At 71.3% G+C, this 24,440-nt stretch carries 23 protein-coding genes and 1 pseudogene; 11 read left to right on the top strand and 13 right to left on the bottom strand.

Annotated features, from left to right (window positions below):
* Positions 1–34: 34 nt before the first annotated feature.
* The 3 genes from ACYUED_RS05905 (at position 35) to ACYUED_RS05915 (ending at position 3,745) form a co-directional block, all read left to right on the top strand.
* Complete coding sequence (locus tag ACYUED_RS05905) at positions 35–1,672, top strand: APC family permease (protein ID WP_491291262.1); 1,638 nt, start codon at positions 35–37, stop codon at positions 1,670–1,672.
* Positions 1,673–1,805: 133 nt separating this feature from the next.
* Positions 1,806–3,026, top strand: a complete 1,221-nt coding sequence (locus ACYUED_RS05910) for a 4-hydroxybenzoate 3-monooxygenase (protein WP_491291263.1) — start codon at positions 1,806–1,808, stop codon at positions 3,024–3,026.
* 83 nt (positions 3,027–3,109) lie between these two features.
* The gene (locus ACYUED_RS05915; protein WP_491291264.1) at positions 3,110–3,745 is read left to right on the top strand and encodes a DUF1353 domain-containing protein; all 636 of its coding nucleotides are present in this window, start codon (positions 3,110–3,112) and stop codon (positions 3,743–3,745) included.
* 2 nt (positions 3,746–3,747) lie between these two features.
* Here ACYUED_RS05915 and ACYUED_RS05920 read toward each other — a convergent pair whose 3' ends face one another.
* Positions 3,748–4,107 carry an ArsR/SmtB family transcription factor gene (locus tag ACYUED_RS05920; RefSeq protein ID WP_266677554.1) on the bottom strand — a complete coding sequence of 120 codons (360 nt, stop codon included), beginning with the start codon at positions 4,105–4,107 and terminating at the stop codon, positions 3,748–3,750.
* 61 nt (positions 4,108–4,168) lie between these two features.
* Here ACYUED_RS05920 and ACYUED_RS05925 point away from each other — a divergent pair, with 61 nt between their 5' ends.
* The gene (locus tag ACYUED_RS05925; protein WP_491291265.1) at positions 4,169–5,221 is read left to right on the top strand and encodes a cation diffusion facilitator family transporter; all 1,053 of its coding nucleotides are present in this window, start codon (positions 4,169–4,171) and stop codon (positions 5,219–5,221) included.
* A gap of 242 nt (positions 5,222–5,463) precedes the next feature.
* Here ACYUED_RS05925 and ACYUED_RS05930 read toward each other — a convergent pair whose 3' ends face one another.
* Both ACYUED_RS05930 and ACYUED_RS05935 read right to left on the bottom strand, forming a co-directional pair.
* Positions 5,464–6,018: a YbaK/EbsC family protein gene (locus ACYUED_RS05930; protein WP_491291266.1), complete on the bottom strand. Its 555-nt coding sequence runs from the start codon at positions 6,016–6,018 to the stop codon at positions 5,464–5,466.
* A gap of 31 nt (positions 6,019–6,049) precedes the next feature.
* On the bottom strand, positions 6,050–6,622 hold the full coding sequence (locus ACYUED_RS05935; protein ID WP_491294148.1) for a helix-turn-helix domain-containing protein: 573 nt from the start codon (positions 6,620–6,622) through the stop codon (positions 6,050–6,052).
* A 115-nt stretch (positions 6,623–6,737) separates the two neighbouring features.
* Here ACYUED_RS05935 and ACYUED_RS05940 point away from each other — a divergent pair, with 115 nt between their 5' ends.
* Positions 6,738–7,595, top strand: coding sequence for an EamA family transporter (locus ACYUED_RS05940; RefSeq protein WP_491291267.1), 858 nt, complete (start codon positions 6,738–6,740; stop codon positions 7,593–7,595).
* A 229-nt stretch (positions 7,596–7,824) separates the two neighbouring features.
* Here ACYUED_RS05940 and ACYUED_RS05945 read toward each other — a convergent pair whose 3' ends face one another.
* The gene (locus ACYUED_RS05945) at positions 7,825–8,589 is read right to left on the bottom strand and encodes an acyltransferase (protein WP_491291268.1); all 765 of its coding nucleotides are present in this window, start codon (positions 8,587–8,589) and stop codon (positions 7,825–7,827) included.
* Positions 8,590–8,730: 141 nt separating this feature from the next.
* Between ACYUED_RS05945 and ACYUED_RS05950 the strand changes: the two genes are divergently transcribed.
* From ACYUED_RS05950 to ACYUED_RS05960, 3 genes are all read left to right on the top strand, one after another.
* The gene (locus ACYUED_RS05950; RefSeq protein ID WP_491291269.1) at positions 8,731–9,327 is read left to right on the top strand and encodes a hypothetical protein; all 597 of its coding nucleotides are present in this window, start codon (positions 8,731–8,733) and stop codon (positions 9,325–9,327) included.
* Positions 9,324–9,767: an RDD family protein gene (locus tag ACYUED_RS05955; RefSeq protein WP_491291270.1), complete on the top strand. Its 444-nt coding sequence runs from the start codon at positions 9,324–9,326 to the stop codon at positions 9,765–9,767. Before ACYUED_RS05950 ends, ACYUED_RS05955 begins: the two co-directional genes overlap by 4 nt.
* 156 nt (positions 9,768–9,923) lie before the next feature.
* Positions 9,924–10,457 (top strand): gamma carbonic anhydrase family protein, encoded by a 534-nt coding sequence (locus ACYUED_RS05960; RefSeq protein ID WP_491291271.1) that lies wholly within the window; start codon positions 9,924–9,926, stop codon positions 10,455–10,457.
* Between the two features lie 3 nt (positions 10,458–10,460).
* Here the strand turns inward: ACYUED_RS05960 and ACYUED_RS05965 are convergent, their stop codons facing one another.
* From ACYUED_RS05965 to ACYUED_RS05980, 4 genes are all read right to left on the bottom strand, one after another.
* Entirely contained in the window at positions 10,461–11,111 is a 651-nt protein-coding gene (locus tag ACYUED_RS05965) for a DedA family protein (protein WP_491291272.1), read from the bottom strand.
* Between the two features lie 84 nt (positions 11,112–11,195).
* Positions 11,196–12,749: a carboxylesterase/lipase family protein gene (locus ACYUED_RS05970; protein WP_491291273.1), complete on the bottom strand. Its 1,554-nt coding sequence runs from the start codon at positions 12,747–12,749 to the stop codon at positions 11,196–11,198.
* Entirely contained in the window at positions 12,746–15,211 is a 2,466-nt protein-coding gene (locus ACYUED_RS05975) for a beta-glucosidase family protein (RefSeq protein WP_491291274.1), read from the bottom strand. The genes ACYUED_RS05970 and ACYUED_RS05975 overlap by 4 nt, the downstream gene beginning before the upstream one ends.
* Before the next feature lie 248 nt (positions 15,212–15,459).
* A complete protein-coding gene (locus tag ACYUED_RS05980; protein WP_491291275.1) occupies positions 15,460–17,313 on the bottom strand; it encodes an RICIN domain-containing protein in 1,854 nt (617 codons plus the stop codon).
* Positions 17,314–17,658: 345 nt separating this feature from the next.
* Between ACYUED_RS05980 and ACYUED_RS05985 the strand changes: the two are divergent.
* Positions 17,659–18,203, top strand: a pseudogene (locus ACYUED_RS05985) (UTP--glucose-1-phosphate uridylyltransferase); the annotation flags it as partial.
* Positions 18,204–18,317: 114 nt separating this feature from the next.
* Here ACYUED_RS05985 and ACYUED_RS05990 read toward each other — a convergent pair.
* The gene (locus ACYUED_RS05990; RefSeq protein ID WP_491294149.1) at positions 18,318–18,755 is read right to left on the bottom strand and encodes a DUF4442 domain-containing protein; all 438 of its coding nucleotides are present in this window, start codon (positions 18,753–18,755) and stop codon (positions 18,318–18,320) included.
* 131 nt (positions 18,756–18,886) lie between these two features.
* On the opposite strand from ACYUED_RS05990, the gene ACYUED_RS05995 reads away from it, so the two are divergent.
* Positions 18,887–19,927: a DUF8017 domain-containing protein gene (locus tag ACYUED_RS05995; RefSeq protein ID WP_491291276.1), complete on the top strand. Its 1,041-nt coding sequence runs from the start codon at positions 18,887–18,889 to the stop codon at positions 19,925–19,927.
* Positions 19,928–19,984: 57 nt separating this feature from the next.
* Here the strand turns inward: ACYUED_RS05995 and ACYUED_RS06000 are convergent, their stop codons facing one another.
* The 4 genes from ACYUED_RS06000 to ACYUED_RS06015 form a co-directional block, all read right to left on the bottom strand.
* A complete protein-coding gene (locus ACYUED_RS06000) occupies positions 19,985–20,314 on the bottom strand; it encodes a hypothetical protein (protein WP_491291277.1) in 330 nt (109 codons plus the stop codon).
* Positions 20,315–20,470: 156 nt separating this feature from the next.
* Positions 20,471–21,316, bottom strand: coding sequence for a spermidine synthase (locus ACYUED_RS06005; protein WP_491291278.1), 846 nt, complete (start codon positions 21,314–21,316; stop codon positions 20,471–20,473).
* Between the two features lie 137 nt (positions 21,317–21,453).
* On the bottom strand, positions 21,454–22,623 hold the full coding sequence (gene tuf / locus ACYUED_RS06010) for an elongation factor Tu (protein WP_491291279.1): 1,170 nt from the start codon (positions 22,621–22,623) through the stop codon (positions 21,454–21,456).
* A 271-nt stretch (positions 22,624–22,894) separates the two neighbouring features.
* Positions 22,895–23,617 carry a DNA alkylation repair protein gene (locus tag ACYUED_RS06015; protein ID WP_491291280.1) on the bottom strand — a complete coding sequence of 241 codons (723 nt, stop codon included), beginning with the start codon at positions 23,615–23,617 and terminating at the stop codon, positions 22,895–22,897.
* Positions 23,618–23,666: 49 nt separating this feature from the next.
* On the opposite strand from ACYUED_RS06015, the gene ACYUED_RS06020 reads away from it, so the two are divergent.
* Positions 23,667–24,440, top strand: coding sequence for a TVP38/TMEM64 family protein (locus ACYUED_RS06020; protein WP_491291281.1), 774 nt, complete (start codon positions 23,667–23,669; stop codon positions 24,438–24,440).

Genomic DNA, 24,440 nt, shown 5'->3' on the forward strand with positions numbered 1-24,440 from the left:
ACTTGTATTCAATTCGTGAGAGGCCGCTGAAAATATGGTGAGCGTCGAACAGACCTCCGCAGAACGGGCAGGGAGTCCAGGCGGTCTCAGGAGGGACGTCGGGCTGATCGGCCTGATGTGGGCCTCCGTGGGATCCATCATCGGCTCCGGCTGGCTGTACGGCGCCGAAAAGGCAGTCGGGGCGGCCGGTCCCGCGGCGATCATCTCGTGGGTGATCGGCACGGTGGCCATCGTCCTGCTGGCCCTTGTGCACGCCGAACTCGGCGGCATGTTCCCGGTGGCCGGAGGCACGGCGCGCTATCCGCACTACGCCTTCGGCGGTCTGGCCGGCATGTCCTTCGGCTGGTTCTCGTGGCTGCAGGCGGCGACCGTGGCGCCGATCGAGGTCGAAGCCATGATCGGCTACGCAGGTCACTGGAGCTGGGCGCAGGGCCTGCAGCACAAGGACCAGACACTGACCGTGCCCGGTCTCGTGACGGCCGTCCTCCTCATGGCCGTCTTCGTCGCGATCAACTTCTTCGGTGTACGCGCCCTCGCGCACACCAACAGCGCCGCCACCTGGTGGAAGATCGCCGTTCCGCTCGGCGCCATCTTCGTCATCGCGATCGGCAACTTCCACCCCGCGAACTTCACCTCGGAGGGCTTCGCCCCGTTCGGCGCGAAGGGCGTGCTCAGCGCGATCAGCGAGAGCGGCATCATCTTCGCGCTGCTCGGCTTCGAGCAGGCCATCCAACTGGCGGGCGAGAGCCGCAATCCCAAGCGTGACCTGCCCCGGGCGACCCTCGGCTCCGTCGCGATCGGCGCGGTCATCTACATCCTGCTGCAGATCGTGTTCATCGCCGCTCTGCCGCACAGCACCTTCGCGAAGGGCTGGGCCCACCTCGACTTCCCCGGCATCAGCGGCCCCTGGGCGGGCCTCGCGACCCTGGTGGGACTGGGCTGGCTCGCGGTCGTTCTCTACGTGGACGCCATCATCTCCCCCGGTGGTACCGGCCTGATCTACACCACCGCCACCTCCCGCGTCTCCTACGGTCTCGCCAAGAACGGCTACGCGCCGAAGATCTTCGCCCGTACCGACCGCCGCGGCGTTCCGTGGTTCGGCCTGATCATCTCCTTCGTGACCGGCGTGGTCTGCTTCCTGCCCTTCCCGAGCTGGCAGCAGCTGGTGGGCTTCATCACCTCGGCGAGCGTGCTGATGTACGCGGGCGCGCCGCTGGCGTACGGGGTCTTCGCCGACCGGCTGCCGCAGCACGAGCGCCCGTACCGGCTGCCGGCAGGCAAGGTCATCTCCCCGCTGTCGTTCTTCGTGGCCAACCTGATCATCTACTGGGCCGGCTGGGACATTCTGTGGCGGCTCGGTATCGCCGTCGTCCTCGGCTATCTGCTGCTCGGCGGCTACGCCCTGTGGGCCAACGCCACGAACCAGCCCGACGCGCCCCGCATGGACTTCAAGGCCGCCCAGTGGCTGCCGGTCTACCTGCTGGGCATGGGTGTCATCTCCGCGCAGGGCAGCTTCGGCGGCACGGGCAACATCGGCCTGTGGTGGGACATGCTGGTCATCGCCGTGTTCTCGCTGGTCGTCTACTACTGGGCCCGTGCGACCGCGTCCCGGACCGAGGAGATCGAGCGGAGCATCGAAGAGGTCGTGGTCACCGACGCTCCGGCGCACTGACCGACCGTCCCCGACCTGACGACTCCTGACCGACCGTCCCCGACCGGATCGTCCCCGATCCGGCCGCTCCTGACCCGGCCCGCCAGCCACAGCTCCCCTGCTGCGGCTGACGGGCCACCGTCATAATGCTCGGGTGACTTCCCCCTTTCTCCACCCCAACTCCCCTACTCCACAACGCTTTCCGGTCGTGATCGTGGGCGCCGGGCCCGCCGGCCTGACCATCGGCAACATCCTGCGGGCCGCCTCGGTCGACTGCCTGGTCCTGGAGGTCGAGACGCGTGAGTTCATCGAGCAGCGGCCCCGGGCAGGCGTGCTGGAGGAGTGGGCCGTGCGCGGCCTGGAGCAACGGGGTCTCGCGGACAGGCTGCTGGAGCGTGCCGAGCTGCACACCGAGTGCGAGTTCCGCTTCGACAACCGGCACCTCCGGTTCTCCTACCACGAGCTGACGGGGCATCACCATTTCGTCTACCCCCAGCCGTTGCTCGTGACGGACCTCGTGCGCGAGTACGCCGACGTACGCGGCGGGGCCATTCGATTCGGCGTGCGGGACGTCCAGCTGCACGGTCTGGACTCGGACCGTCCGAAGGTGTCGTACGTCGACCCCGAGACGGGTCAACGTGAGCTGGTGGACTGCGAGTTCGTGGCGGGCTGCGACGGAGCGCGCGGGGTGACACGGACCGTGCTCCCGCAGCGCGCCCGGATCGCCCGGCACGACTACGGCATCGGCTGGCTGGCGCTGCTCGCCCAGGCGCCGCCCTCCTCCGACTGCGTGGCGTTCGGCATCCATCCGCGCGGGTTCGCCGGGCACATGCCCCGCAGCCCCGAGGTGACCCGCTACTACCTGGAGTGCCCGCCGGGTGACGACCCGGAGAACTGGTCTCACGAACGCGTGTGGGCCGAACTGCAGGAGCGGCTGGGCGCAGCGGACCGGCCGCCGCTCACAGAGGGCCCGCTGATCGAGAAGCGCGTACTCGACATGCACAACTACGTAGTCGAACCCATGGCGTTCGGCCGCCTCTTCCTGGCCGGGGACGCCGCCCATCTCACCGCACCCATCGCCGCGAAGGGCATGAACCTCGCCCTGCACGACGCCTTCCTGCTGGGTGACGGTCTCGTCGATTTCCTCACCAAGGGCGGCACGGACGGCCTGAACGGCTATTCGGAGGCCTGTCTGGGACGCGTGTGGGACTACCAGGAGTTCTCGCAGTGGCTGTCGGACGTGTACCACGGCACGTCGTCGGGCGACGCGTACCGCGCGGGCACCACGCTGGCCCGGCTGCGTCGCCTCTTCGAGTCCCCCGCGGCCGCGGCCGCGTTCGCGGAGCAGTATCTCGGCGAGAGCTCCGCGTCCTGACGGGGCGACAGAAGGCGCCTATCGCGCTACACCGTTCATAGGGCATCCGATGGGGGACGCTCACGGCACGGGCGGTGGTCGACATGCCATTCCTGCAGGGAGACGTGAACGTCAAGCAGATCGACGCGACACGGTGGCGTCTGATGGAGCCCGTGGAGTACGAGGGCCGGGACGAGTCGTTCACCGTCCCGGCCGACTTCTGCACCGACTTCGCCTCGGTCCCGACCGTCTTCGTGTGGCTGATTCCGCGATACGGCGTCTACACCAAGGCCGCGATCCTGCACGACTACCTCTGCGAGAGGCATCCCGTGAGCCGCCGGGACGCCGACGGCATCTTCCGCCGTGCCCTGCGCGAGCTGGGCGTCTCGGTGCTGCGCCGGTGGATGATGTGGGCGGCCGTCAGGGCGGGCGGCCACTGGTCCGGTGCCGGGGTGGGGCAGGGGGCACTGTGGCTGCTGGTGGCGGTGCCCGCCGCGGCGTTCCTGGCGGTCCCCGCGCTGGTCGTGACCGTGTGGCTGGCCCTCTTCCTGGCCCTCGAATGGCTCGTGTACGCCGTCACCCCGCCCCGCGTCGCCCCTCCCGCCAACCGGCCCCGCTTCTCCGGCGCACCGAGCACGGCGGGCGAGGCGGACAAGGGCGGGCTGCCGGCGGCCGCACCGGGCACACCGGATCCGTGCGTCCCGGATCCTGGCGCATCGGGAGAACCGGAACCGGCGTGACCTCAGTCGTGCAGCGGCCGGTCGCTCAGCCGGTGGTCGGCGACCTTCAGCGCCTCGTCCACCAGCCGCCGCAGGTGCCCGTCCCGCAGTGAGTAGATCACCCGCCGTCCCTCCTTGCGCGTGTTCACCAGACCCGCGAGCCGCAGCCGCGCCAGGTGCTGGCTGACCGCCGGACGGGCCGCGCCGCAGGCCTCCGTGAGCGTCGTGACGTCGGCCTCGCCGCCGGTCAGGGCGTGCAGCAGGGTGAGGCGGGTGCGGTCACCGAGGAGCGCGAGGAGTTCGGCGGCGAGTGCGAACTGCTCCTCGCCCGGGGTACGCGGATGCGCATCGTGCGCAGGTGATAGGTGCATGCGTGCGCTCATACGCACATAATGGCCTCGTGAACGCCGCGCGTCCACACCCGCGCATCGGAAGGGGACCCACGTGAGCGACCGGCACCACCCTCACCACGAGCACCATGCACCCCCCCGTCAGCACGCCCATGCCTCCCCCGGCCTGCGCCATCGCCTCGGCCATCTCCTCACCCCCCACTCCCACGAGAGTGCCGACAAGCTCGATGCCGCCCTGGAGTCCTCGACCCGCGGAATGCGCGCGCTGTGGGTCTCGCTGGCCGTCCTCGGAGTGACGGCGCTGGTGCAGGCCGCCGTGGTCGCCGTATCCGGATCGGTGGCCCTGCTCGGCGACACGGTGCACAACGCGGCGGACGCGCTGACCGCCGTACCGCTGGGAATCGCGTTCGTGCTCGGGCGGCGGGCGGCCACACGGCGGTTCACCTACGGCTACGGGCGGGCCGAGGACCTCGCGGGCATCGCGATCGTGCTCACCATCGCCGCGTCGGCGGCGTTCGCGGCCTGGGCGGCGGTGGAGCGACTGCTCGATCCGCGTCCCGTCGCGCACGTACCGGCCGTGGCGGTGGCCGCACTGGCCGGCTTCGCGGGAAACGAGTGGGTGGCCCGGTACCGGATCCGGGTGGGCCGCGCGATCGGCTCGGCCGCACTGGTCGCCGACGGGTTGCACGCCCGTACGGACGGATACACGTCACTGGCCGTGCTGCTGGGCGCCGGGGGCTCGGCGCTGGGGTGGCAACTGGCCGACCCGGTCGTCGGGTTGGCGATCACGGCCGCCATCGCGCTCGTGCTGCGGGACGCGGCGCGCGAGGTGTTCCGGCGCGTGATGGACGCCGTCGACCCGGAGTTGGTGGACCGGGCCGAGGGGGCGCTGCGGGAGGTGCCGGGCGTGCGGGCGGTCGGTGAGCTGCGGCTGCGCTGGATCGGGCACCGGCTGCGGGCCGAGGTCGCGGTGGCGGTCGATGGCGAGGCGACCGTGCGTGAGGCGCACGCGATCGCCGTCGAGGCCGAACACGCGCTGCTGCACGCCGTACCGAAGCTGACCGCGGCCCTGGTGCACGCCGATCCGGCGCCGGCACCGGGCCAGGAGGACCCTCATCTGGCCCTGGCGCATCACGCCACTCGCTAGTGCCGCGTCAGTCAAGTTTTGCCCGTCAAGGAGCGGCGTCGCGGGGGTCCCCCCGCTCAAGCTAAGCCGAGAGTGGGGGAGCGTGCTCTCGGCGTGCCGGCCGGAAGTCCTCGTAGTGGACGTACTTGGGCTTTCGGCCGGTGCGGCGAAGGGGGTCCCCCCGCCCGAGCCGGGCGGAGCCGTTTCGAGGGTGGGGGCGCGTGCCGGGCGTCTCGACGGGGCGAACCTTGGCTGGCGAGGCACTAGACACCGAACCCCTCCAGCACGACCGCGCCCGGCAGCTGCGCGAACGCTTTCCCCGGCACCAGCAGCTTGCCGCGCCGACGTCCGCTGCCCACCAGCACGTACGGGAGGTCGACGACGGCCGAGTCGACCAATACCGGCCAGCCGTCCGGGAGTCCGATCGCGGTGATACCGCCGCACTCCATTCCGGTCTCCCCCGTCGCGGTGTCCATGGACGCGAACGAGGCCTTGCGGGCGCCGAGTTGGCGTCGGACGACGCCGTTGACGTCGACCCGGGTGGTGGAGAGCGCGATGCACGCGGCCAGGGTCGTCTCGCCGCCCCGCCTGCCGGCCACCACCACGCAGTTCGCCGACCGCTCGAGCAGTTCCCGCCCGTAGTGCTCCACGAAGACGGCGGTGTCGGCCCACCGGGGGTCGGTGTCGACGTAGACGATCTGCTCGGCGGGGAAGCTGCCGCGCCAGTCGCGTACGGCGGCGGCGACCGGGGCGGTCAGTTCGCCGAGGGCGTCGGGGGCGGGGATGGCGATGTCGAAGTGTCCGAGGGGCGCGTCCATGACGGCACGCCAACAGGACGCCGGGGCGCGCTCAGGGGACGGGCGGGACCGACACCGCCAGCACGAAACGTGCCGGGGCGTCGCCGTGATTGCCGTAGGTGTGCGGCGCGTTGGCCTCGAAGGTGACGCTCGCGCCGGCCGGGACCCGGTACTCGGCGCCCTCGACGGTGAGGGTCAGCTCACCCGCGGTGACGTGCGCGATCTCGACCGTGCCCACGGGGTGCGGGTCCGAACTGCTGCTGTCCCCCGGCATCAGAAGCCATTCCCACATCTCCAGCGGGCCGGGCGCCTCGGTGCCCGCGAGGAGACGGCTGTAGCTGCCGGCCTCGGTGTGCCACAGCCGCACCACCTGGTCGGCCGGGACGACCCGCACCTTCGGGCCCTGCTCGTAGTCCAGCAGCGTGGTGATGCTGATCCCGAGCGCGTCGCCGATCTTGACGACCGTACCGATGCTCGGGTTGGTGCGCGCCTGCTCGATCTGGATGAGCATGCCCCGGCTGACGCCGGCGCGGGCGGCGAGCGCGTCGAGGGTGAAGCCGCGCTCGTTGCGCCAGCGCTTCACGTTGCGCGCCAGGGACTGGGTCAGCAGGTCGAGGTCCGACACGTTCCGTCCAATATCCATGTACCACTGGGCCAATATTATGGATGACAGGGTTCACTTTGCTGAACTACGGTGTGGTGCACCCGATCGTTCACCGAACTGTACTGCGAGGCGACCCGTGACAGCATTCTTCGCCCTGGCCACCAGCCTCCTGTGGGGGCTGGCCGACTTCGGCGGCGGACTGCTGACGCGACGCGCGCCGGCGCTCACCGTGGTCGTCGTCTCGCAGGGGATCGCTGCGGTCGTCCTCGGGGTGATCGTGGTCGCCACGGGCGGCTGGAGCGAGGCGGGTCCGCGGCTGTGGTTCGCCTTCGCCGCCGGTCTGGTGGGGCCGGTCGCCCTGTTCTCCTTCTACAGGGCCCTCGCGCTCGGCCCGATGGGCGTCGTCTCGCCGCTCGCGACCCTGAGCGTGGCGGTCCCGGTCGGCGTGGGCCTCGTCCTCGGCGAACGCCCCGGCCTGATGCAGGTCGCGGGGATCGCGGTCGCCGTCACCGGCGTCGTACTGGCGGGCGGACCCCAGCTCAGGGGCGCGCCCGTGCAGCGGCAGGCCATCCTGCTCACGCTCGTCGCGGCACTCGGCTTCGGCACGGTGTTCGCACTGATCACGGAGGCGTCGGTGAGTGTCACGGGTCTGTTTCTCGCGCTGTTCGTGCAGCGGCTGACGAACGTCGCCGGGGGCGGCATCGCGCTCTACGTCTCCGTGAGGCGCGGCGGCGAGGCACTCCCGGCCGGCGGTTTCCCCTGGGCGTCTCTCCCGGCGCTGGCCTTCGTCGGCCTCGCGGACGTCGCGGCCAACGGCACGTACTCGGTCGCCGCCCAGCACGGCCCCGTCACGGTGGCCGCCGTCCTGGCCTCCCTCTATCCGGTGGTGACCGCACTCGCCGCCCGCGGCTTCCTCAGCGAGCGGCTCCGCGGCATCCAGGCGGCGGGCGCGGGCCTCGCCCTGGTGGGCACGCTGCTGCTGGCTACGGGCTGACGCCCCCGGCAGGCAACGTTCGCCCCCGTCGCGACGCCCGGCACGCTCCCCCACAGCCACGAAGGCGCGGGAGGTGCCCCCACTCGACTCGCCGCACCGGGGACAGACCAAGTACGTCCGGTCCGAGCCCCCGCACCCGGCACTCCCCCAGCCTCCGGCCGGGGACCCCCAGAGCACGCACCGGACGCCGCTCCCCAGCGGGCGAGCGTTGCCTGCCAGGGCACTGGTCCTAGGCCTCGGCGTCCAACTCGGCGAGCCGGGCCACCGTCTCCTCGTCCAGTTCCGAGAGCGCGCGCAGCTGTTCGGGGGTGATCCCGTCCGGTATCGGCACCGGCGCGGGTGTCCTGAGGGGCGGCTGCCAGCCCTCGCCGGCCGTCCAGCGCCGTACGACTCGTGCGGGCGCGCCCGCGACCACGGCATGGTCGGGCACGACGCCCCGGACCACGGCACCCGCGGCCACCACCACGTTCCGTCCGATCCGCGCACCCGGCAGGATCACCGCGCCGGTGCCGATCCAGCAGCCGGAACCGATCTCCACCGGCTCCATCCGCGGCCACTGCTTGCCGATGGGCTCGTGGGGATCGTCGTACGAGTGGTTCGTGGACGTGACGTACACGTACGGCCCGAAGTAGCAGTCGCTGCCGATGGTGACCGTCGTGTCGGCGATGACATGGCTGCCCCGGCCCAGGACGACGCCGTCCCCGATGCGCAGGATCGGGTCGGGGCCGAGGTCGAGGTCGGGCATCAGGCCGGCGGTGAGAGTGACCTGTTCGCCGACGATGCAGTGGGAGCCCAGGTGGATCCAGGGCTCGCCGAAGACCGTGCCGAGCGGGAAGGCGAGCCGGCTGTGGGCGCCCAGCGCACCGAAGCGGAAGCGTCCCGGATGCTGTGCGGTGACCGAGCCCGTGCGCTGCACCCAGGCCCAGCCCGCGTGGACGGCGCGCTGTGTGAGGCTTCGCCGCCAGGATGAGAACGTGTTCTTGCGCTTCGGCACCCGCTCACCGTACTCAGCGCCAGGTGCGCCGACGGGCTCCGCGCCCTGTGATCTTCACCCCACCTGAGCGGGCGTCACCCGGGACGCGGATCACCCGTAGCGGATGAGGCGGCCGCGGCGGACCTGTGGTGCGGTTCGAGGATGACTATGCGCAGCCTCCCGAACCCCTTCGACGCGGCAGGGCGAGTGGCCCGGTACGCACTGGGGACCGCGGGCTCGGTCGCCGACCGCCTGGTCCCCGCCGTGACGGCCGCCGTCCTGGACCGGCTCGACCTGGACGGCCTGGCCGCCCGTATCGACGTCAACCGGATCGCCGACCGGGTGGACGTGATGCGCGTGGCGGCCCGGGTGGACGTGAACGAGGTCGCCGCCCGGCTCGACGCCGACACGGTCGCGGCGCGAATCGATGTCGACCGGATCGCGGAGCGAATCGACGTCGACCGGATCGCGGCGCGTATCGACGTCGACCGGATCGCCGCCCGGCTGGACGTGGACGCCGTGATCGACCGGGTCGACCTGGTCGCGCTCACCAGGGCCGTGCTGGAGGAGATCGATCTGGGCCGCATCGTCCGGGACACCAGCGGCGGGATGGCCGAGGAGACGGTCGACGCCCTCCGGCTGAGCAGCGCGCGGGCCGACCGGATGGTGGACCGCGTCGCCGACCGCCTGCTGCACCGACCGGGCACGGCCCCCAAGGGCACCGACGGTCTCGCGCCGCCGCACGGGCAGACACCGTGACGCGTACGGAGCCGGGGCCCGAGGGCGACACGGCGGGAGTCGTGTCGCGATGCCTTGCGGCCCTGGTCGACGCGATCGTGGTGGCGGGCATCGGCCTCGCCGCATGCCTCGCGTTCGGCGGCCTGCGGCTGCTCGTCACCGGGCCGCCGTTCCGTATGCCCGACCTCTCCGGCTGGCTGACCGGTGTGCTCGGCTCGGCCGTGGCCGTTCTCTATCTGGCCCTGGGCTGGGCCACGAGCGGAGGCACCGTCGGCGACTGGCTGATGGGGCTGCGCGTCACCGGTCGCACCGGGCGGCTGCTCGGCATCCCCCGTGCGCTGCTGCGGGCCGTGCTGTGCGTCGTCCTTCCCGTCGGCCTGCTCTGGATTCCCTTCAGCCGCCGCCATGCCTCGGTCCAGGACGTCGCCCTGGCCAGCGCCGTGCACTATCACCACTTCTGACCGCGAGGCCGGCGGTCCGGATCAGTCCGGGGCCGACGGGGCGCAGGCCACGGCCTCGTGGAGAGCCCGTGCTGACGACGGGTGGACGGGTCCGGTGGCGACGGTCGGGGGCTCATCGCCTACGGTGCGTGTTGAATCGACGACGAGGAGAGGGCGATGACGCACAAGGCGTTGATCACGGGGATCGGCGGCAGGGAACCGAAGATCGACGGGACGGCCTTCGTGGCGCCCACGTCGTCGGTCATCGGCGACGTGGCGGTGGGGGCCGGAGCGAGTGTCTGGTACGGGGCGGTGCTGCGCGGCGACGTCGAGCGGATCTCCGTAGGGGCGCAGAGCAACATCCAGGACAACTGCACGCTCCACGCCGATCCGGGGTTTCCCGTCAGCATCGGGGAGCGGGTGTCCGTGGGGCACAACGCGGTGGTGCACGGGGCGACCGTCGGGGACGACTGTCTGGTCGGCATGGGCGCGACCGTGCTGAACGGTGCCGTCATCGGGGCGGGATCGCTGGTGGCCGCGCAGGCGCTCGTGCCGCAGGGGATGCAGGTGCCGCCAGGGTCACTGGTGGCGGGTGTGCCGGCGAAGGTGAAGCGGGAGCTGACGCAGGAGGAGCGCGAGGGCGTCACGCTCAACGGCACGCTGTACGCGGACCTCGCCAAGGCACACCACGAGGTGCACGAGAAGCCGTAGACCTCAGTCGGCGGCCGGGACGGGCTCCGTCTCGGCCGCTTCCCTCTCGGCCGTCGCCTTCTTCGCCTTGCGCTTCAGCACCAGCATCGACGTCAGGCCGATCAGCACGGCCGCCACCAGGCCCAGGTACGAGAACCGCTTCAGCCAGTCCTCGGCGACGACGCCCACGTAGTAGATGACGGCCGTCGTGCCGCCCGCCCAGCAGATACCGCCGAGGACGTTGGCGATCAGGAACTTCCAGTACGGCATGTGGAGGACGCCCGCGAGCGGGCCGGCGAAGATGCGCAGCAGGGCGACGAAGCGGCCGAAGAAGACGGCCCACATGCCCCACTTCTCGAAGGACCGCTCGGCGGTGGCGACATGTCCCTCGCTGAAGTGCCTCGGGAACTTCCCGCCCAGCCAGGCCAGCAGGGGGCGTCCGCCCTTGCGGCCGATGGCGTAGCCGATGGAGTCGCCGATGACGGCACCGGCGGTCGCGCACGCGCCGAGCACGATCGGGTTGATGCCGGAGTGATGGGAGGACAGCAGGGCCGCCGAGACCAGGACGATCTCGCCCGGCAGCGGGATGCCCAGGCTCTCCAGACCGATGACCAGCGCCACCACGGCATAGACGGCCGCGGCGGGTACGGTGTCGAGCCACTCCTGGACGTGCAACGCCGGTTCCTCCCGTTGTGAAACGTTTCGTTCTGCATTCCCGGCGTGCACCCGAAAGGGGTGCACGCCGGGAAGCCTACCGGGTCAGCCCGCTGAGCCGCCGTCCCAGAGATCGCACTGGTGTTCCTGATGGACAGAGGTGCTGAGGGTGTTCCCGCCCTTGGACGCCGTCTTCAGCGAGAGCACCACCCCGGGGGCACCGGGCATCACCGGCTGCCCCTCGGCACGCGGCACACCGTCCCGTACGAAGGATCCCCAGTACTGCACCATCTGCCGCGACAGCACCCTCTGCTCGGCGTTCAGAGGGGAATCCAGACCGAACTGCCGGAAGAGGTACTGGACCTCGTTCACGTGGGTCGCGCCGAAGTCGAAGTCCGTGTGCAGGTTGCGCAGGGAGGCGAAGGGCGGGGCGGTGCGGTCGGCGAACTCGTACGAGTAGACCCGGCCGCGGGTGGCGAGCAGGCCGTCGAGCCGCAGTGCCGGGCAGCTGAACAGCGTGTCCCCCAACGCGGTGGCATAGGCGATCGTCGGCGTCGGGTAGGCCGACAGCGGGTAGCGCTGCAGGGCCTGCTCTCCGAAGGCGTTCCGCATGACGCCGGGATACTGCCCGGCCGTGAGCGGCGCGCCGTTCAGGTCGTAGGCGGCGAAGGCGAACAGGCGCCCCTCGTCCTTGTTCGAGCCGTTGATCACCGGCACACGGGACGCGGTCCCGTTCGCGACGGCCTGCTCCGGCTGCACCGGCAGGAAGGCACCGCCGGCCACCGGGCCCCAGTCGAAGCCGCCCTGGGCCTGAAGGATCTCGCGAGCGGACTTGCCGCGCAGACACGCGATGTCCGTGCAGCCGAGCTTCTGCGCGAAGTCGGCTCCCTGAGTCACCGCGTCCTGGTGCGTACGTGCGCCGCAGTCGTCGTAGGCGCCGCTCTCGATGATGCCCGCGCGGAACAGGCCCCTCGCCGTCGGTGAGGCCAACTGGGTGCAGACCGAGCGGCCGCCCGCCGACTCCCCCGCGATGGTGACCCGGGCCGGATCGCCGCCGAAGTGAGAGATGTTGGCGCGTACCCAGCGCAGCGCCGCCTGTTGGTCGAGCATGCCGAAGTTGCCGGAGACCCGGTCGTGCGTCTCGCCGTCGAGACCGGCGGTGGCGAGGAAACCCATGGCGCCGAGGCGGTAGTTGACGGTCACGACGACCGTTCCCGTCTGCCGGGCGAAGGTGTCGGGAACGACGTCCTGACCGGCTCCTGCGGTCAGTCCGCCGCCGTGGAACCAGACCAGGACCGGCCGCTTGGCGTAGCCGTCGGGGACGTAGACGTTCAGGTCCAGGCAGCTCTCGGTGTACGAGGGCTGTTCGTAGCCGGGGTCCCAACTCGCGCTCTGCACGCACTTGTTGCCGAAGTCCTGTGCGGAGCGCACCCCGTGCCAGGGCCGGACGGAGTGCGGCGCGCGCCAGCGGAGCCTGCCGACCGGCGGCTCGGCGTACGGGATGCCGAGGAACTGCCGTCCCTCGGTGGTGCTTTCGCCGCGTACCCGGCCCGCGTCGGTGCTGACGACGGGGTCGCCGTGCGCGGCGGCCTGCGCCGGCACCGGGGCGAGGAGGACGGCCGCGAGCGCCGTCAGCGCGAGGGCGATTCGGCGTATCACGAGCCCACCTCCACATTCGTCCGCAGGCGCAGATCACGCGAGGACGCTCCGACCCACACCGGGCGGCGGCCGGTCCCGAGCACCCAGTGGTGGCGCCTGGGGTCCCACGAGGACAGGGTGCGCGCGGCGACTTCCACCTCGACCCGCCGTCGCTCCCCCGGACGCAGGGTCAGCCTCCGGTAGCCTCCCAACACCCGTACCGCCTGGTCGAGTCGGAGCCGGGGCGAGGGTCCGACGTACACCTGCGGCACGGCCACGCCCTGACGCCGCCCCGTGTTGCGGACGCCGAAGGACACCACCAGGCCGCGCCGCGTCCAGCGCGCCCGCACGTCCTCGTACGAGAAGGACGTGTACGACAGTCCGTGCCCGAAGGGGAACAGCGGCCGTACGCCCTCGGCGTCGTACCAGCGGTAGCCGGCGTGGATGCCTTCCGAGTACTCCTCGGTGCCGTCCACGCCCGGGTAGCGGTGGGGGTCGTCGGCCACGGGGTGGTGGTCGTCGTCGGCCGGGAAGGACTGGGTGAGGCGGCCGCCGGGGTCGCGGTCGCCGAACAGGACGGCGGCGGTGGCGGCCGCGCCCTCCTGGCCCGGGTAGTACATCTGGAGCACGGCCCCGGTGCGCCTCAGCCAGGGCATCGACGTCGAGGACGAGGTGTTGAGGACGACGGTGGTGCGCGGGTTGGCCGCCGTGACGGCCTCGATCAGCTGCTCCTGGTGGCCGGGAAGGGCGATCGTGGCGCGGTCCAGGCCCTCGGTCGCGTCCTCGTAGGCGAACAGCACCACGTTCCGCGCGGCCCGTGCGGCGGCGACGGCCTCGGTGACGTCCCGCGCCCGGGTCGCACCGGTGCTCCGCCGCAGGCGGAAGAGCAGGCCGTCGGCCCCTCCTTGCGCGGTGATCCGCAGCGCATGGGCGCCCTTGGCGAGCGTCAGGGTCTTGCGGCGCACCAAGAGCCCGTCGGGGGCGGCCGAGACGAGCCCTCCCGTGAAGAACTCGCCGTATCCGGGTGCCTGCGGGAACAACTCCGTGCCGTCCAGGAGCACTTTGGGGCGCGCCGTGGGCGCGGACGAGAAGTGCAGGACGAGAGTCCACTCGTCGGCGTCGGGGACGGTGAGCGTCCCGTCGTACGTCCAGACCTTGCCGGCGTCGACCCGTCGGCCCTCGCTGTCGAGGGCGGGGCTCAGCGCGGACGCCGGGATCGCCTTGCCGAACAGGTCCTCGCCGAGTGCGTAAGTCACTTTCCCGGCCCGGGACCTGATGACGTCCAGCGGGCTGTCGGCGTGGTCCGGCACGACGTGCGCGCTCCCGCCGCCGCTGACGAAGGGCAGGGCGCCCGTCGGGCCGATCACCGCGACGCCGGTGCCCTCGGCCAGGGGCAGGGTGCGGTGCTCGTTGCGGAGCAGGGTGGCGCCCGCCTCGGCGACCTCCCGGGCCACGTCCGCACCGGCCGGTGCGTCGCGGTCCGGGCGCGGCGGGGCGCTGTCGTCGAGCAGCCCGAAGCGGTCCATGACGGAGAGGATCCGGCGCACGGCACGGTCGAGACAGCGCTCGGGAACGCTCCCGTTCTGCACGGCCGACTTGAGCGCCGTACCGAAGTGGGCGCCGTCGGGCATCTCCATGTCGAGACCGGCGGTGATCGCCGCGACGGTGCTGTGCGCGGCGAACCAGTCGGTCATCACCCAGCCCTCGAAGCCCCACTGGTCGCGCAGGATGTCCGTGAGCAGGGTCTTGTTCTCGCACGCGAACGTGCCGTTGACCTTGTTGTAGGCGCCCATCACCGCGCCGGTGCCGGCCGCGACGGCCGCCTCGAAGCCGCGCAGTTCGATCTCGTGCATGGTCTGCTCGTCGACCCGCACGTCGATCGACATGCGGTCCTGCTCCTGGTTGTTCATCGCGTAGTGCTTGACGGTGGCGATCAGGCCCTCGCCCTGGATGCCGCCGATCTCCGCGGCGACCAGGTCGGAGGCGAGCAGCGGATCCTCGCTGAAGGTCTCGAAGTTGCGGCCCGCGTACGGGGTGCGGATGAGGTTGACCATCGGGGAGAGCAGGACGTCCTGGCCCAGAGCGCGGCCCTCGCGGCCGATGACCTGTCCGTAGCGGCGGGCCAGGTCGGGGTCGAAGGCGGAGGCCAGCAGGACGGGGGCGGGCAGGGCGGTGGCGTGCTGGGTGATGCGGACGCCGGCGGGGCCGTCGGCGAGTCGGAGCCGGGGAATGCCGAGGCGCTCGACCGGGGGGACGTAGCCCGCCTGGCCGAGCGAGTCCGGGTCGGTGGCGCCGTGCAGGAGGGAGATCTTCTCGTCGAGGGTGAGCCGGGCGACGAGGCCTTCGACGCGGGGACCGGCCCCCGCCTCGGGTCTGTCCAGCGCGTGCGCGGGGGGTGTGAGACCGCTGGTGGCCGCCGAGGCGACGGCTATCGCGCCGCCCAGCAGTCGTAGCGCGGATCTCCGGGAGACAGTGTCGGTCATGGGCCGTCACTCCTTCGGTGTGCGGGCACGACGGTGTGCACCGCATGTGCGCCCCGGTGTCCCGGTCTGCGTTCGGCATCTGAACGCACCATGCGTCAGGCCGACTTGGCACCCCGTTGGCCACTACGGGCGCGGCGGGAAAACTAGAACGGCCAGTGACTCGTGTCAATGAACCGAACAGGAAACGGCCGGATGCCGACAAGAACCGAAGCCGGGGCCGCCCGGCTGGGGGCGGCCCGTACAACTCCCTATGAGCCCGACATGTCCGACGCGCCAAACGCGCCCGACGTGCCCGACGTGCTCAAGGCGGTCAAGGTGACCGAGGTGGTCGTCGTGACCCCGTTCGCCACGGAGGTGACCGCACCCAGGACATGAGCGGGAAGAGTGCGCACCTCGTCCAGAGGCGCGGGCGGTGCGGAGGGCGTCGTATCGCTGTGGACCTGTGCGAACCGCTCCTCGTACTGCTCGCCCTGCGCGTCCTCGGACTTCTGCGCCCGGGGCCGGGGCTGCGGCCGGGCGCCCGGCGCCTTCGGCGCACCGCCGGAAGAGCCCTCCGTCTCCGCGCGAGCGCCGTCCCCCGATCCACCCTTCTCCGTGAGGCCGGGGCCGTCGTCCACGGCTTCCAGCAGCCACCGCTGCCCGGCGGAACCGTCCCGCGTGCCGACGACGACGTGCGTCCCCTTGCCCGGCGCGACGAGCAGTCCCTTGCCGCCGCGCAGCAGGAGCTCCCCGCGGACGGTGAGGTCGTAGCGCGCCTCTCCCCCGTGCGCCAGGCAGGAGGCCAGGTCCACCGAATGCCTTCCGGCGTCGGAGTCGAGGCACAGCGTGGGGTCGACGCCGCTGCGCAGCAGACCGTCGTCCTGGTACGACCACTGCTGCGACCCGGCTGAGGAGCATGCCGCCAGCACGGCCGCGGCACCGGAGTCGGCCCGGCCACCGCCGACATCGAGGCAGAGGCCGCTCTCCGCGTTGCGGAGCCTGCCGCGTCCGATCTCGACGGGCTGCCCCACGGAGGCGGGCAAGGGGGAACCGGCCGACGAGGCGCCGTCCGCGGAGCGCGACGGCTGCAGCGAACTGCTGCTCTGCGCCCCCCAGGTGGCCCGGGGATCGGGGACACCGTTGTCGTCGGACCAGCCCTTGGTGACGAAGACCGTGGCGAGCAGCGCGGCGGCCGCCACACCGACACCCACGACGACGGCCTTGGTGTGCCGCTGCGTCGGTATCGGGCGGTGTCGTCCGCCGCTCCCGGGACGTGCGGCGCCGCGCCCCGCCGCCTGGTGTCCGCCGCGGCCGGGGCGGGAGTCGAGATAGCGCCGGGCGCCCCAGCCGAGCACGGTCTCCGCGAGCAGCACCTCCAGACCGCCCTCGAAATGGCTGAGCTGTTCGGCGGCGTGACGGCAGTAGCGGCACTCCATCAGGTGTTGCTGGACATCGGGGAGCAGGGCGCCACCCCGGCGTATCGGGACGTCGAGGAGACGGTTGTAGAAGCGGCATTCCTTGCCGGGTGCGAGTTCCCGGTGGGCGTGCACGCAGCCCACCCGGAATTGCTCGCGTGCTTGCTCCAGGGCGGCCGACGCGGTGGGCGCGTCCACGCCCAACAGACCGGCTGGTACGGTTATGGGTTCGGCCTCGACCTCGGTGTGCCACAACAGGCATTGAGAAGCTCCCGGAAGGGACCGGAATGCCCGCTCGGCGAGTTTCCGCCTTTCCGGTGTCATGGACCGCGCGGCACGCAGTCCGCGTCCGCCGGTCGGTTTGCGGAGTTCCGGCAGGAGAACGGAAATCCCGTCGTCCGAGGCCCACTCCTTCACCGTGTCCCGAACGGCCGCCAGGAGCTGCGGTCGCAGGGCGCCGCCGGCCGGCCGCCCGAGGATCCGGTGGAACGCCGCGGCAGCGACCATGTCCGCCGGCCCCTCCCCGGAGGCAACACAGATGACGGCGTAGTCATACGTCGCCCGCCAATGTCGGGCCAGCAGGAACGCGCCCGCCCGGGCGCCCTCGGCACCCGGGCCCAACTGCGCGACGAGATGGCGGTCGGACTCGGCGGGCCCCGATCCGGGGCGCGGCGGGTACGGCGGACGTGGGGGGTAGGGGGATTGCACTGAACCATTTCCTTCCAAGCCGCAGGACGGTATGTGCGGAAAGCGCGTCCATCGGAAAGCAGGTGCCTGATTGGTGCATACCTATGCCGAGTCAGGTGGTGACCGCTATAGGGCCGTTCACTTTCGCACAATTGGCTCACAACAAACAAGGAGTTCGAGTGACTCAAGTTCAAAACGCGGAAACTCCAGATAAGTTACCGGCGGTATCCGCACCCGTATTCGAAACGACCGCATGGGCGGCCGTCAAGTTGTGTGCGCCGCAGGGCGGTTGGCACACGAAACCTCCACCGCCGACGGGCCCGACGGACCCACAGCGAGCTCCGAAGTTTCTCCCGGCAAACTCTCATGCCAGTCGGCCGGCATGAGCCGCATGATCGCCCCCACACTTCCGGCGCTCCGGCTCCCGCCCCCACTCACACCACCGGCACCGTTCGCAAGGCCGTCGTCCCGGCCGCCGGGCTCGGCACACGGTTCCTGCCCGCACCCAAGGCCACACCCAAGGAGATACTGCCGGTCGTCGGCAAGCCGCCATCCAGTACCTCGTCGAGGAGGCGGCCGCGGCCGGACTGAACGACGTCCTCATGGTCACCGGCCGGCACAAGCGGGCGATCGAGGACCACTTCGGCAACGCCTTCGAACTGGGGCAGGCGCTCGCAGCCAAGGGAGACGCCGTACGCGACCCTGCGCGGCCGGCCGACATCCACCACATCGGCCAGGGCGAGCCCCTCGGCCTCGGTCACGTGGTGCTGTGCGCCCGCCGCCATGCCGGCGACCAGCCATTCGCCGTCCTGCTCGGCGACGACCTGATCGACCCGCGCGAGACCCTGCTCAGCCGGATGCTCGACGTCCGCGACCGGCACGCGGGAAGCGTCGTCGCCCTCCCAACCGTCATCTCACCCGCCACGCCGTCAACTCGCTGCCTCACGGCACACCTGCACACCTGCACACCTGCACACCGAAGGCCCGGGACCACACATACCCCGGGCCCGGCAGCCACACAGTCCTCAGCCGTGGGGACGCAGCGTCCAGACAACCGTCATCTCACCCGTGACGGCGCCGTCGGCGCGGCGGATCTCGATCGTCACCGGGAACTCGGGGCGCTCGCCCGCGTCCAGTTCCGCGACGACGTCGGCGGCCGGGCGGCCGAGGGTGGCGATGGCGGTGACCGCTCCCATCGCCAGCTTCCTGTAGGCGATCTCGGCACTCACGGCGAGCGGCACGGCCCGCGCGAGGTGCTCCCCGAACGCGGCCAGCACGATCGCCCCGCTCGCGGACTCCCCCAGCGTGAACATCGCGCCGGCGTGCGGCCCGCCCACGTGGTTGTGGTACTCGCTCTGGTCCGGCAGGGCCACCACCGCCTTGTCCGGCGTGGTCTCCAGGAACTCGAGATTCAGGGTCCGGGCCATGGGCACGGTGGCGGCGAGCATCTCACCGATCGACATCTGGTCTGCGCTCATGCCGAAGATGTTACCCATGAGTAGCCTCGGGTGGCCAGATCCCTGTGCGGATTGGCACAGCCCTGACAAGCCACAGTGACCGAATCGTGCCCCGGGCGGCACTAGGGTGGCTGCTCATGTGGCCAGGACAGCAGCCGCCCGGGGGCGAGCAGAACCCGCAGGGAACCAACCCGCAGGGACAGAACCCGCAAGCGCAGAACAACCCGTACCAGCAATCGGGGTACCAGCAGCCGAACCCCTATCAGCAGCCCGGGTTCCAGCAACCCAACCCCTATGCGCAGCAGCCTCAGTGGCAGACTCCGGTACCCGCGGGCTCTCCGCAGCCCTCCCAGGGTGGCGGTGGCGGGAACCGGACGAAGCTCGTCGCGATCGTGGCGGCCGTGGCCGTGGTGGCGGCCGCGGGCGTGACCGGATTCCTGGTGCTCGGCGGGAAGAAGGACGACAAGGCCGACGGGAGCAGGACCGACGGCAAACCGTCCTCGTCGGCTTCGGCCTCTGCGGACCCGAGCTCCACGGACTCCTCGTCGGACGACGACCCGCGTGGCGCGGAGACCGAGAAGCCGACGATTCCCGGCTGGAAGCTCGTGGTCAACACGAAGTGGGGCATCGCCTTCGACGTGCCCGCGGACTGGGAGGTCCAGAACCCGGGCCTCCGCATCGGCTTCGACTTCCCGGACGACGAGAAGGACAAGGGAATCAACATGTCGGGCACCGCGAAGTACAAGTCCAAGTGGTGCACCTCCGACAGTGACAAGGACGGCCGCACCGACGACACCCCGCTGGCCGTCGTGGGCACCAAGGGCGCAGACGGCGCCAGGAACACCGACGAGATCGCGGTCAACACTCCCGCATGGTGGGTCTTCGGTGGCTACACCCAGCCCGACAAGAAGAGCATCTCCTTCGACAAGAAGGCCACGCCCTTCAAGACCACTTCGGGCGTCCAGGGCAGCATCGCGTGGGCCCGGTCGACCAACACGCCGAAGAAGGGCAAGTGCGTCACCGACGGCAAGGCACTCACCTTCGGCTTCAAGAACTCCGCCGATGACTACGTGTCGTTCAACTTCTTCGGGGCCAAGGGCGTGAAGGACGAGGTCTCCCAGGCGACCGTCCTCAAGGTCCTCGGCACGGTCCGGCTCCACGGAACCCCGACCGGGTGACCGACCTCAGGGCGTTGTGGCGCACCTCGCCGAGGTGCGCCACAACGCCCTGGGACATCAGCCCCTCAGATAGCCGCGGTAGACCCAACGGCCGGCCAGCGACTCCTCGGGGTCGTGGCAGTCACCGATGCACTCCCAGGTGCCGCTGCTGTTCTTGCACTCGAGCTTGGCGCTCACCTTGTTGTCCTTGTACACATAGCCGGTGACCCTGGCCCTTGGGCCCGGCGCGGCGTGAACGGCAACCTTCTCCTTGTTGACGATGTAGCTGTGGCCGACGGGGTGGCAGGTGATCGAAGAGCGCGCCGAGGCGGGCGCCGCGACCACGGCGGGAAGGGCGGCGCCGATGAGCGCGGCCGTACCGACTACAGCTGCAACACGCTTGCGCATGAGGCTCCTTCATCCTGGGGAACCAAGAGGTCCCGGAGTGAGCAAGTCGTCATGAACATGACTTGATCACCTCAAAAGGAACACCAGCCCTCGTCAAAGAAGCGCCCAAGTGCGGGCACTTGGGCGTGGCGTGAGCGGCCGACTTCCGGGGACGGCTCAGCCGATGCCGAACGCCCCGTTGGGGGGCTCCGGTGAGGGTATGGCGTTCTCGTCGCGTACCGGTCGCGCGCCGGCGATGAAGTCGCGTATTCCCGCCCCGTACTCGACCCGCGCCGGGAAGGCGTCGGCCGCCGTGAGCCGGGTCAGGGCGAGTGTGTCGACGGGGTGATGTGCGGCGACGAGCACGGCGTTGCCGAAGCGTCGTCCGCGCAGGACGGCAGGTTCGGCGATCAGCACCAGCTCCTCGAACACCACGGCGAAGGTGGCGAGTTGGGAGCGGAGGAAGGCGAAGGGGGCGGCGTCGGCGAGGTTGGCGAGGTAGACGCCCCTGTCGCGCAGGACGCGGCCGGCCTCGTGGGCGTAGGTCAGGGACGTGAGGTGCGCCGGGACTCGGGAGCCGCCGAAGACGTCGGCGACGATCACGTCCGCGGAGTCCGTGGGGGCCGCTTCCAGCCAGGCGCGGGCGTCGGCGGTGTGCACGGCGATGGCGGCGTCGTCCGGGAGAGGCAGGTGCTCCACGACCAGCTCCAGCAGGGCGCGGTCCGCCTCGACGACGTCCTGCCGCGAGCCCGGCCGGGTCACGGCCAGATAGCGGGGCAGGGTGAGCGCGCCGCCACCGAGGTGCAGTACCTCCAGCGGGCGCCCCGGCTCCGCGACGGTGTCCAGAACATGCCCGAGCCGCCGCGCGTACTCGAACTCCAGATGCACCGGCTCGTCCAGGTCCACGTACGACTGCGGCGCCCCGTCGACCGTCAGCAGCCAGGCCCGCTTCCGATCCACGTCGGGCATCAGCTTGGCAGTGCCGTGATCGACATCTCGGGTCACGGGTGTCGACTCGTCCACACCCCCATTGTCTCCGGCCCGGGAACGCACCGACGCACCCACGCCCCCAAGGGGCGCGGGGAACTGCGCGACCAACCACAACCAGCCGGCAGTCCCCCACACACCTCAACCCGCACGGCCCGACTTCCGCACAGCCGTCAGCCGACAGCCGTCACCGTGCCCGCCCCGACCGTCCGGCCGCCCTCGCGGATCGCGAAGCCGAGCCCCGGCTCCAGGGGCACGTCGCGGCCGAGCTCGACCGTCATGGTCACGGTGTCACCGGGCCGGGCGACCGCCGCCTCGCCGAGGTCGACGTCCCCGACCACGTCCGCGGTGCGGATGTAGAACTGCGGCCGGTAGCCGGTGGACACCGGGGTCGTACGGCCGCCCTCGCGCGTCGACAGGACGTAGACGCGCGCGGAGAAGCGACGGCTGGGCGCCACGCTGCCGGGCGCCGCCACGACGTGCCCGCGCCGGACCGCGTCCCGCGGCACCCCGCGCAGCAGCAGCGCCACGTTGTCCCCGGCCTGCGCCTCCTCCATGGGCTTGCCGAAGGTCTCCAGGCCGGTGACGACACTCTCCAGCCCGGCGCCGAGCACTTCGACACGGTCGCCGACGCGCACGACACCGCGCTCGACGGCACCGGTCACCACCGTCCCCCGGCCGGTGATCGTGAGCACGTTCTCGACGGGCAGCAGGAACGGCGCGTCCAGGTACCGCTCGGGCATGGGCACATACGTGTCCACGGCGTCGAGCAGCGCCTCGATGGACGCCGTCCACCGCGGGTCGCCCTCCAGCGCCTTCAGCCCGGAGACGCGTACGACGGGTACCGCGTCGCCGCCGTAGCCCTGCGAGGTGAGCAGTTCGCGGACCTCCAGCTCCACGAGGTCGGTGAGCTCCTCGTCGCCCGCGTCGGCCTTGTTGAGGGCGACGACGATGTGGTCGACGCCCACCTGCCGGGCGAGCAGGACGTGTTCGGCGGTCTGCGGCATGATCCCGTCGACCGCGGAGACGACGAGGATCGCCCCGTCGAGCTGGGCGGCACCGGTGACCATGTTCTTGACGTAGTCGGCGTGGCCGGGCATGTCCACGTGCGCGTAGTGGCGGGTGTCGGTCTCGTACTCGACGTGGGCGATGTTGATGGTGATGCCGCGGGCGGCCTCCTCCGGGGCGCGGTCGATGCGGTCGAACGGCACGAACGTGCCGGTGCCGCGCTCGGCCAGCACCTTGGTGATGGCGGCGGTCAGAGTGGTCTTGCCGTGGTCGACGTGGCCCATGGTGCCGATGTTCAGATGCGGTTTGGTGCGCACGTATGCCGTCTTGGGCATGGCGATACCTCGAAGCCTCTTCGTAGGAGAGATGGGGACCCCAAGGACTCGCCGACCCTCCCCCTGCGGGGTCCGCCGGACGATCCGGAGAGGGTCAGCTTCGGGCGCCGTCGACTGCGGCGACTAGAACGGGAACGGCAGCCTTCGGGGCATCCGCGACCGCGGATGCTGCGAGGTGGAAGGCGTACCGGAACATGAGGCCGATCATTGCCGACGCTTTGCCCGGCGTCGAATGGTTTTCCGCTGCACGGTCTTTGCGCGCTACGGCGGTTCAGGCCCCGATGTTCTTCAGTGCCTCCCGCACCGAAAGCGGCGCGAACCGGCCCCGCTCCCGTGCCAGGAACGTCCGTACGGCCTCCGGGTCGGTCTTGGCGTACTCGCGCAGGCTCCAGCCGATGGCCTTGCGGACGAAGAAGTCGGGGTGCCCGGACTGGCGCAGGCAGTAGCTGAAGAGGCGCTCGGTGTCGGTGCGTTCCTTGTGGCGCAGCTGGTGGAGCAGGGCGGTGCGGGCGACCCACAGGTCCTCGTCCACGATCCAGGCGTCCATGTCCGACCTCAGCGCCGGGTCGGCCGCGACCAGGGCGCCCACGACGTGGGCGGCGAGGGCGTCGACGGTGTCCCACCAGGAGAGGGTGGCGACGAGGTGCCGGGCCACCGGGAGGAAGCCGGAGGAGCACACGCGCGCGTGGCGGCGCAGATAGTCGACGGCGAAGTAGTGGTACTCGCGCTCGGGCAACTGCCAGCAGCGCAGGGCGACCGCGGTGCAGTCGGGCTCGTCGGGACGGGGCAGGCCCTCCAGGACGCTGCGGGACAGGGCACGGCGTACGGGCGTGGTGAGGCCGAGGAAGGGGGCCACGTCCTTCATGTACGCGCGCATGGGCGCGGCCTGCTCCGGATCGGCGGCGGCACCGTATGTGGCGGTGAGCCGCTGCAGCACGGTGTCGGCGACTGTGCTGGACGGCACGTCCAGGATGTCCCCACCTGTGGCGGTCATGAGACGAACCCTACGGCGATCACACATATCCGTCCGTTAGTGTCACTGGATGCTCGATGCCACCACCCGCTCTGGGGGCACCGCCACGGCCTCTCCCCCGGCCGCCGCCACGGAGCTCGCCGTCGCCGTCGCTGTGCCCGCACCGCCGACCCTGAGCGAGCGCTGCACGCGCGTGCTGTTCTCGCCCTGGTCGCGGCTGTCCCTGCTCGTCGTCCTGCTCGCGGGGGCCGCGAGTGCCGTGCTGGTCTTCGAGCCGCAGCGGCTGCTGGCGCACGGCTGGCCGCCACAGTTCGGCGGAGCCGCGGCCGCGCTGGTGTTCGCGGCGGCGTACGGCCTGTGCAGCGTGGCCTTCGTGCCACGGCCGCTGCTGAACCTCGCGGCGGGCGCGCTCTTCGGCTCCCAGTTCGGCACCGGCACGGCCCTGGCGGGCACGGTGCTCGGTGCCGGGATCGCCTTCGGTCTGGGCCGGGTGCTCGGGCAGGACGCGTTGCGCCCGCTGGTGCGGGGCCGGCTGCTGAAGACCGCGGACGGACAGCTCAGCAGGCACGGGTTCCGCTCGATGATGGCGGTCCGGCTCTTCCCGGGCGTGCCGTTCTGGGCCGCGAACTACTGTGCCGCCGTCTCCCGTATGGGCTGGCTGCCTTTCCTGCTCGCGACGGCACTCGGCTCGATCCCGAACACCGCCGCGTACGCCGTCGCCGGCGCCCGCGCCTCCGCGCCGACGTCCCCCGCCTTCCTGATCGCCATGGCCTGTATCGCCCTGCCGGCCCTGGTGGCCTCGGTGGTCGCCTGGCGCAAGCGCCACCACCTGCGCGGGAACTGA

The organism is Streptomyces sp. DF42, from assembly GCF_058267695.1.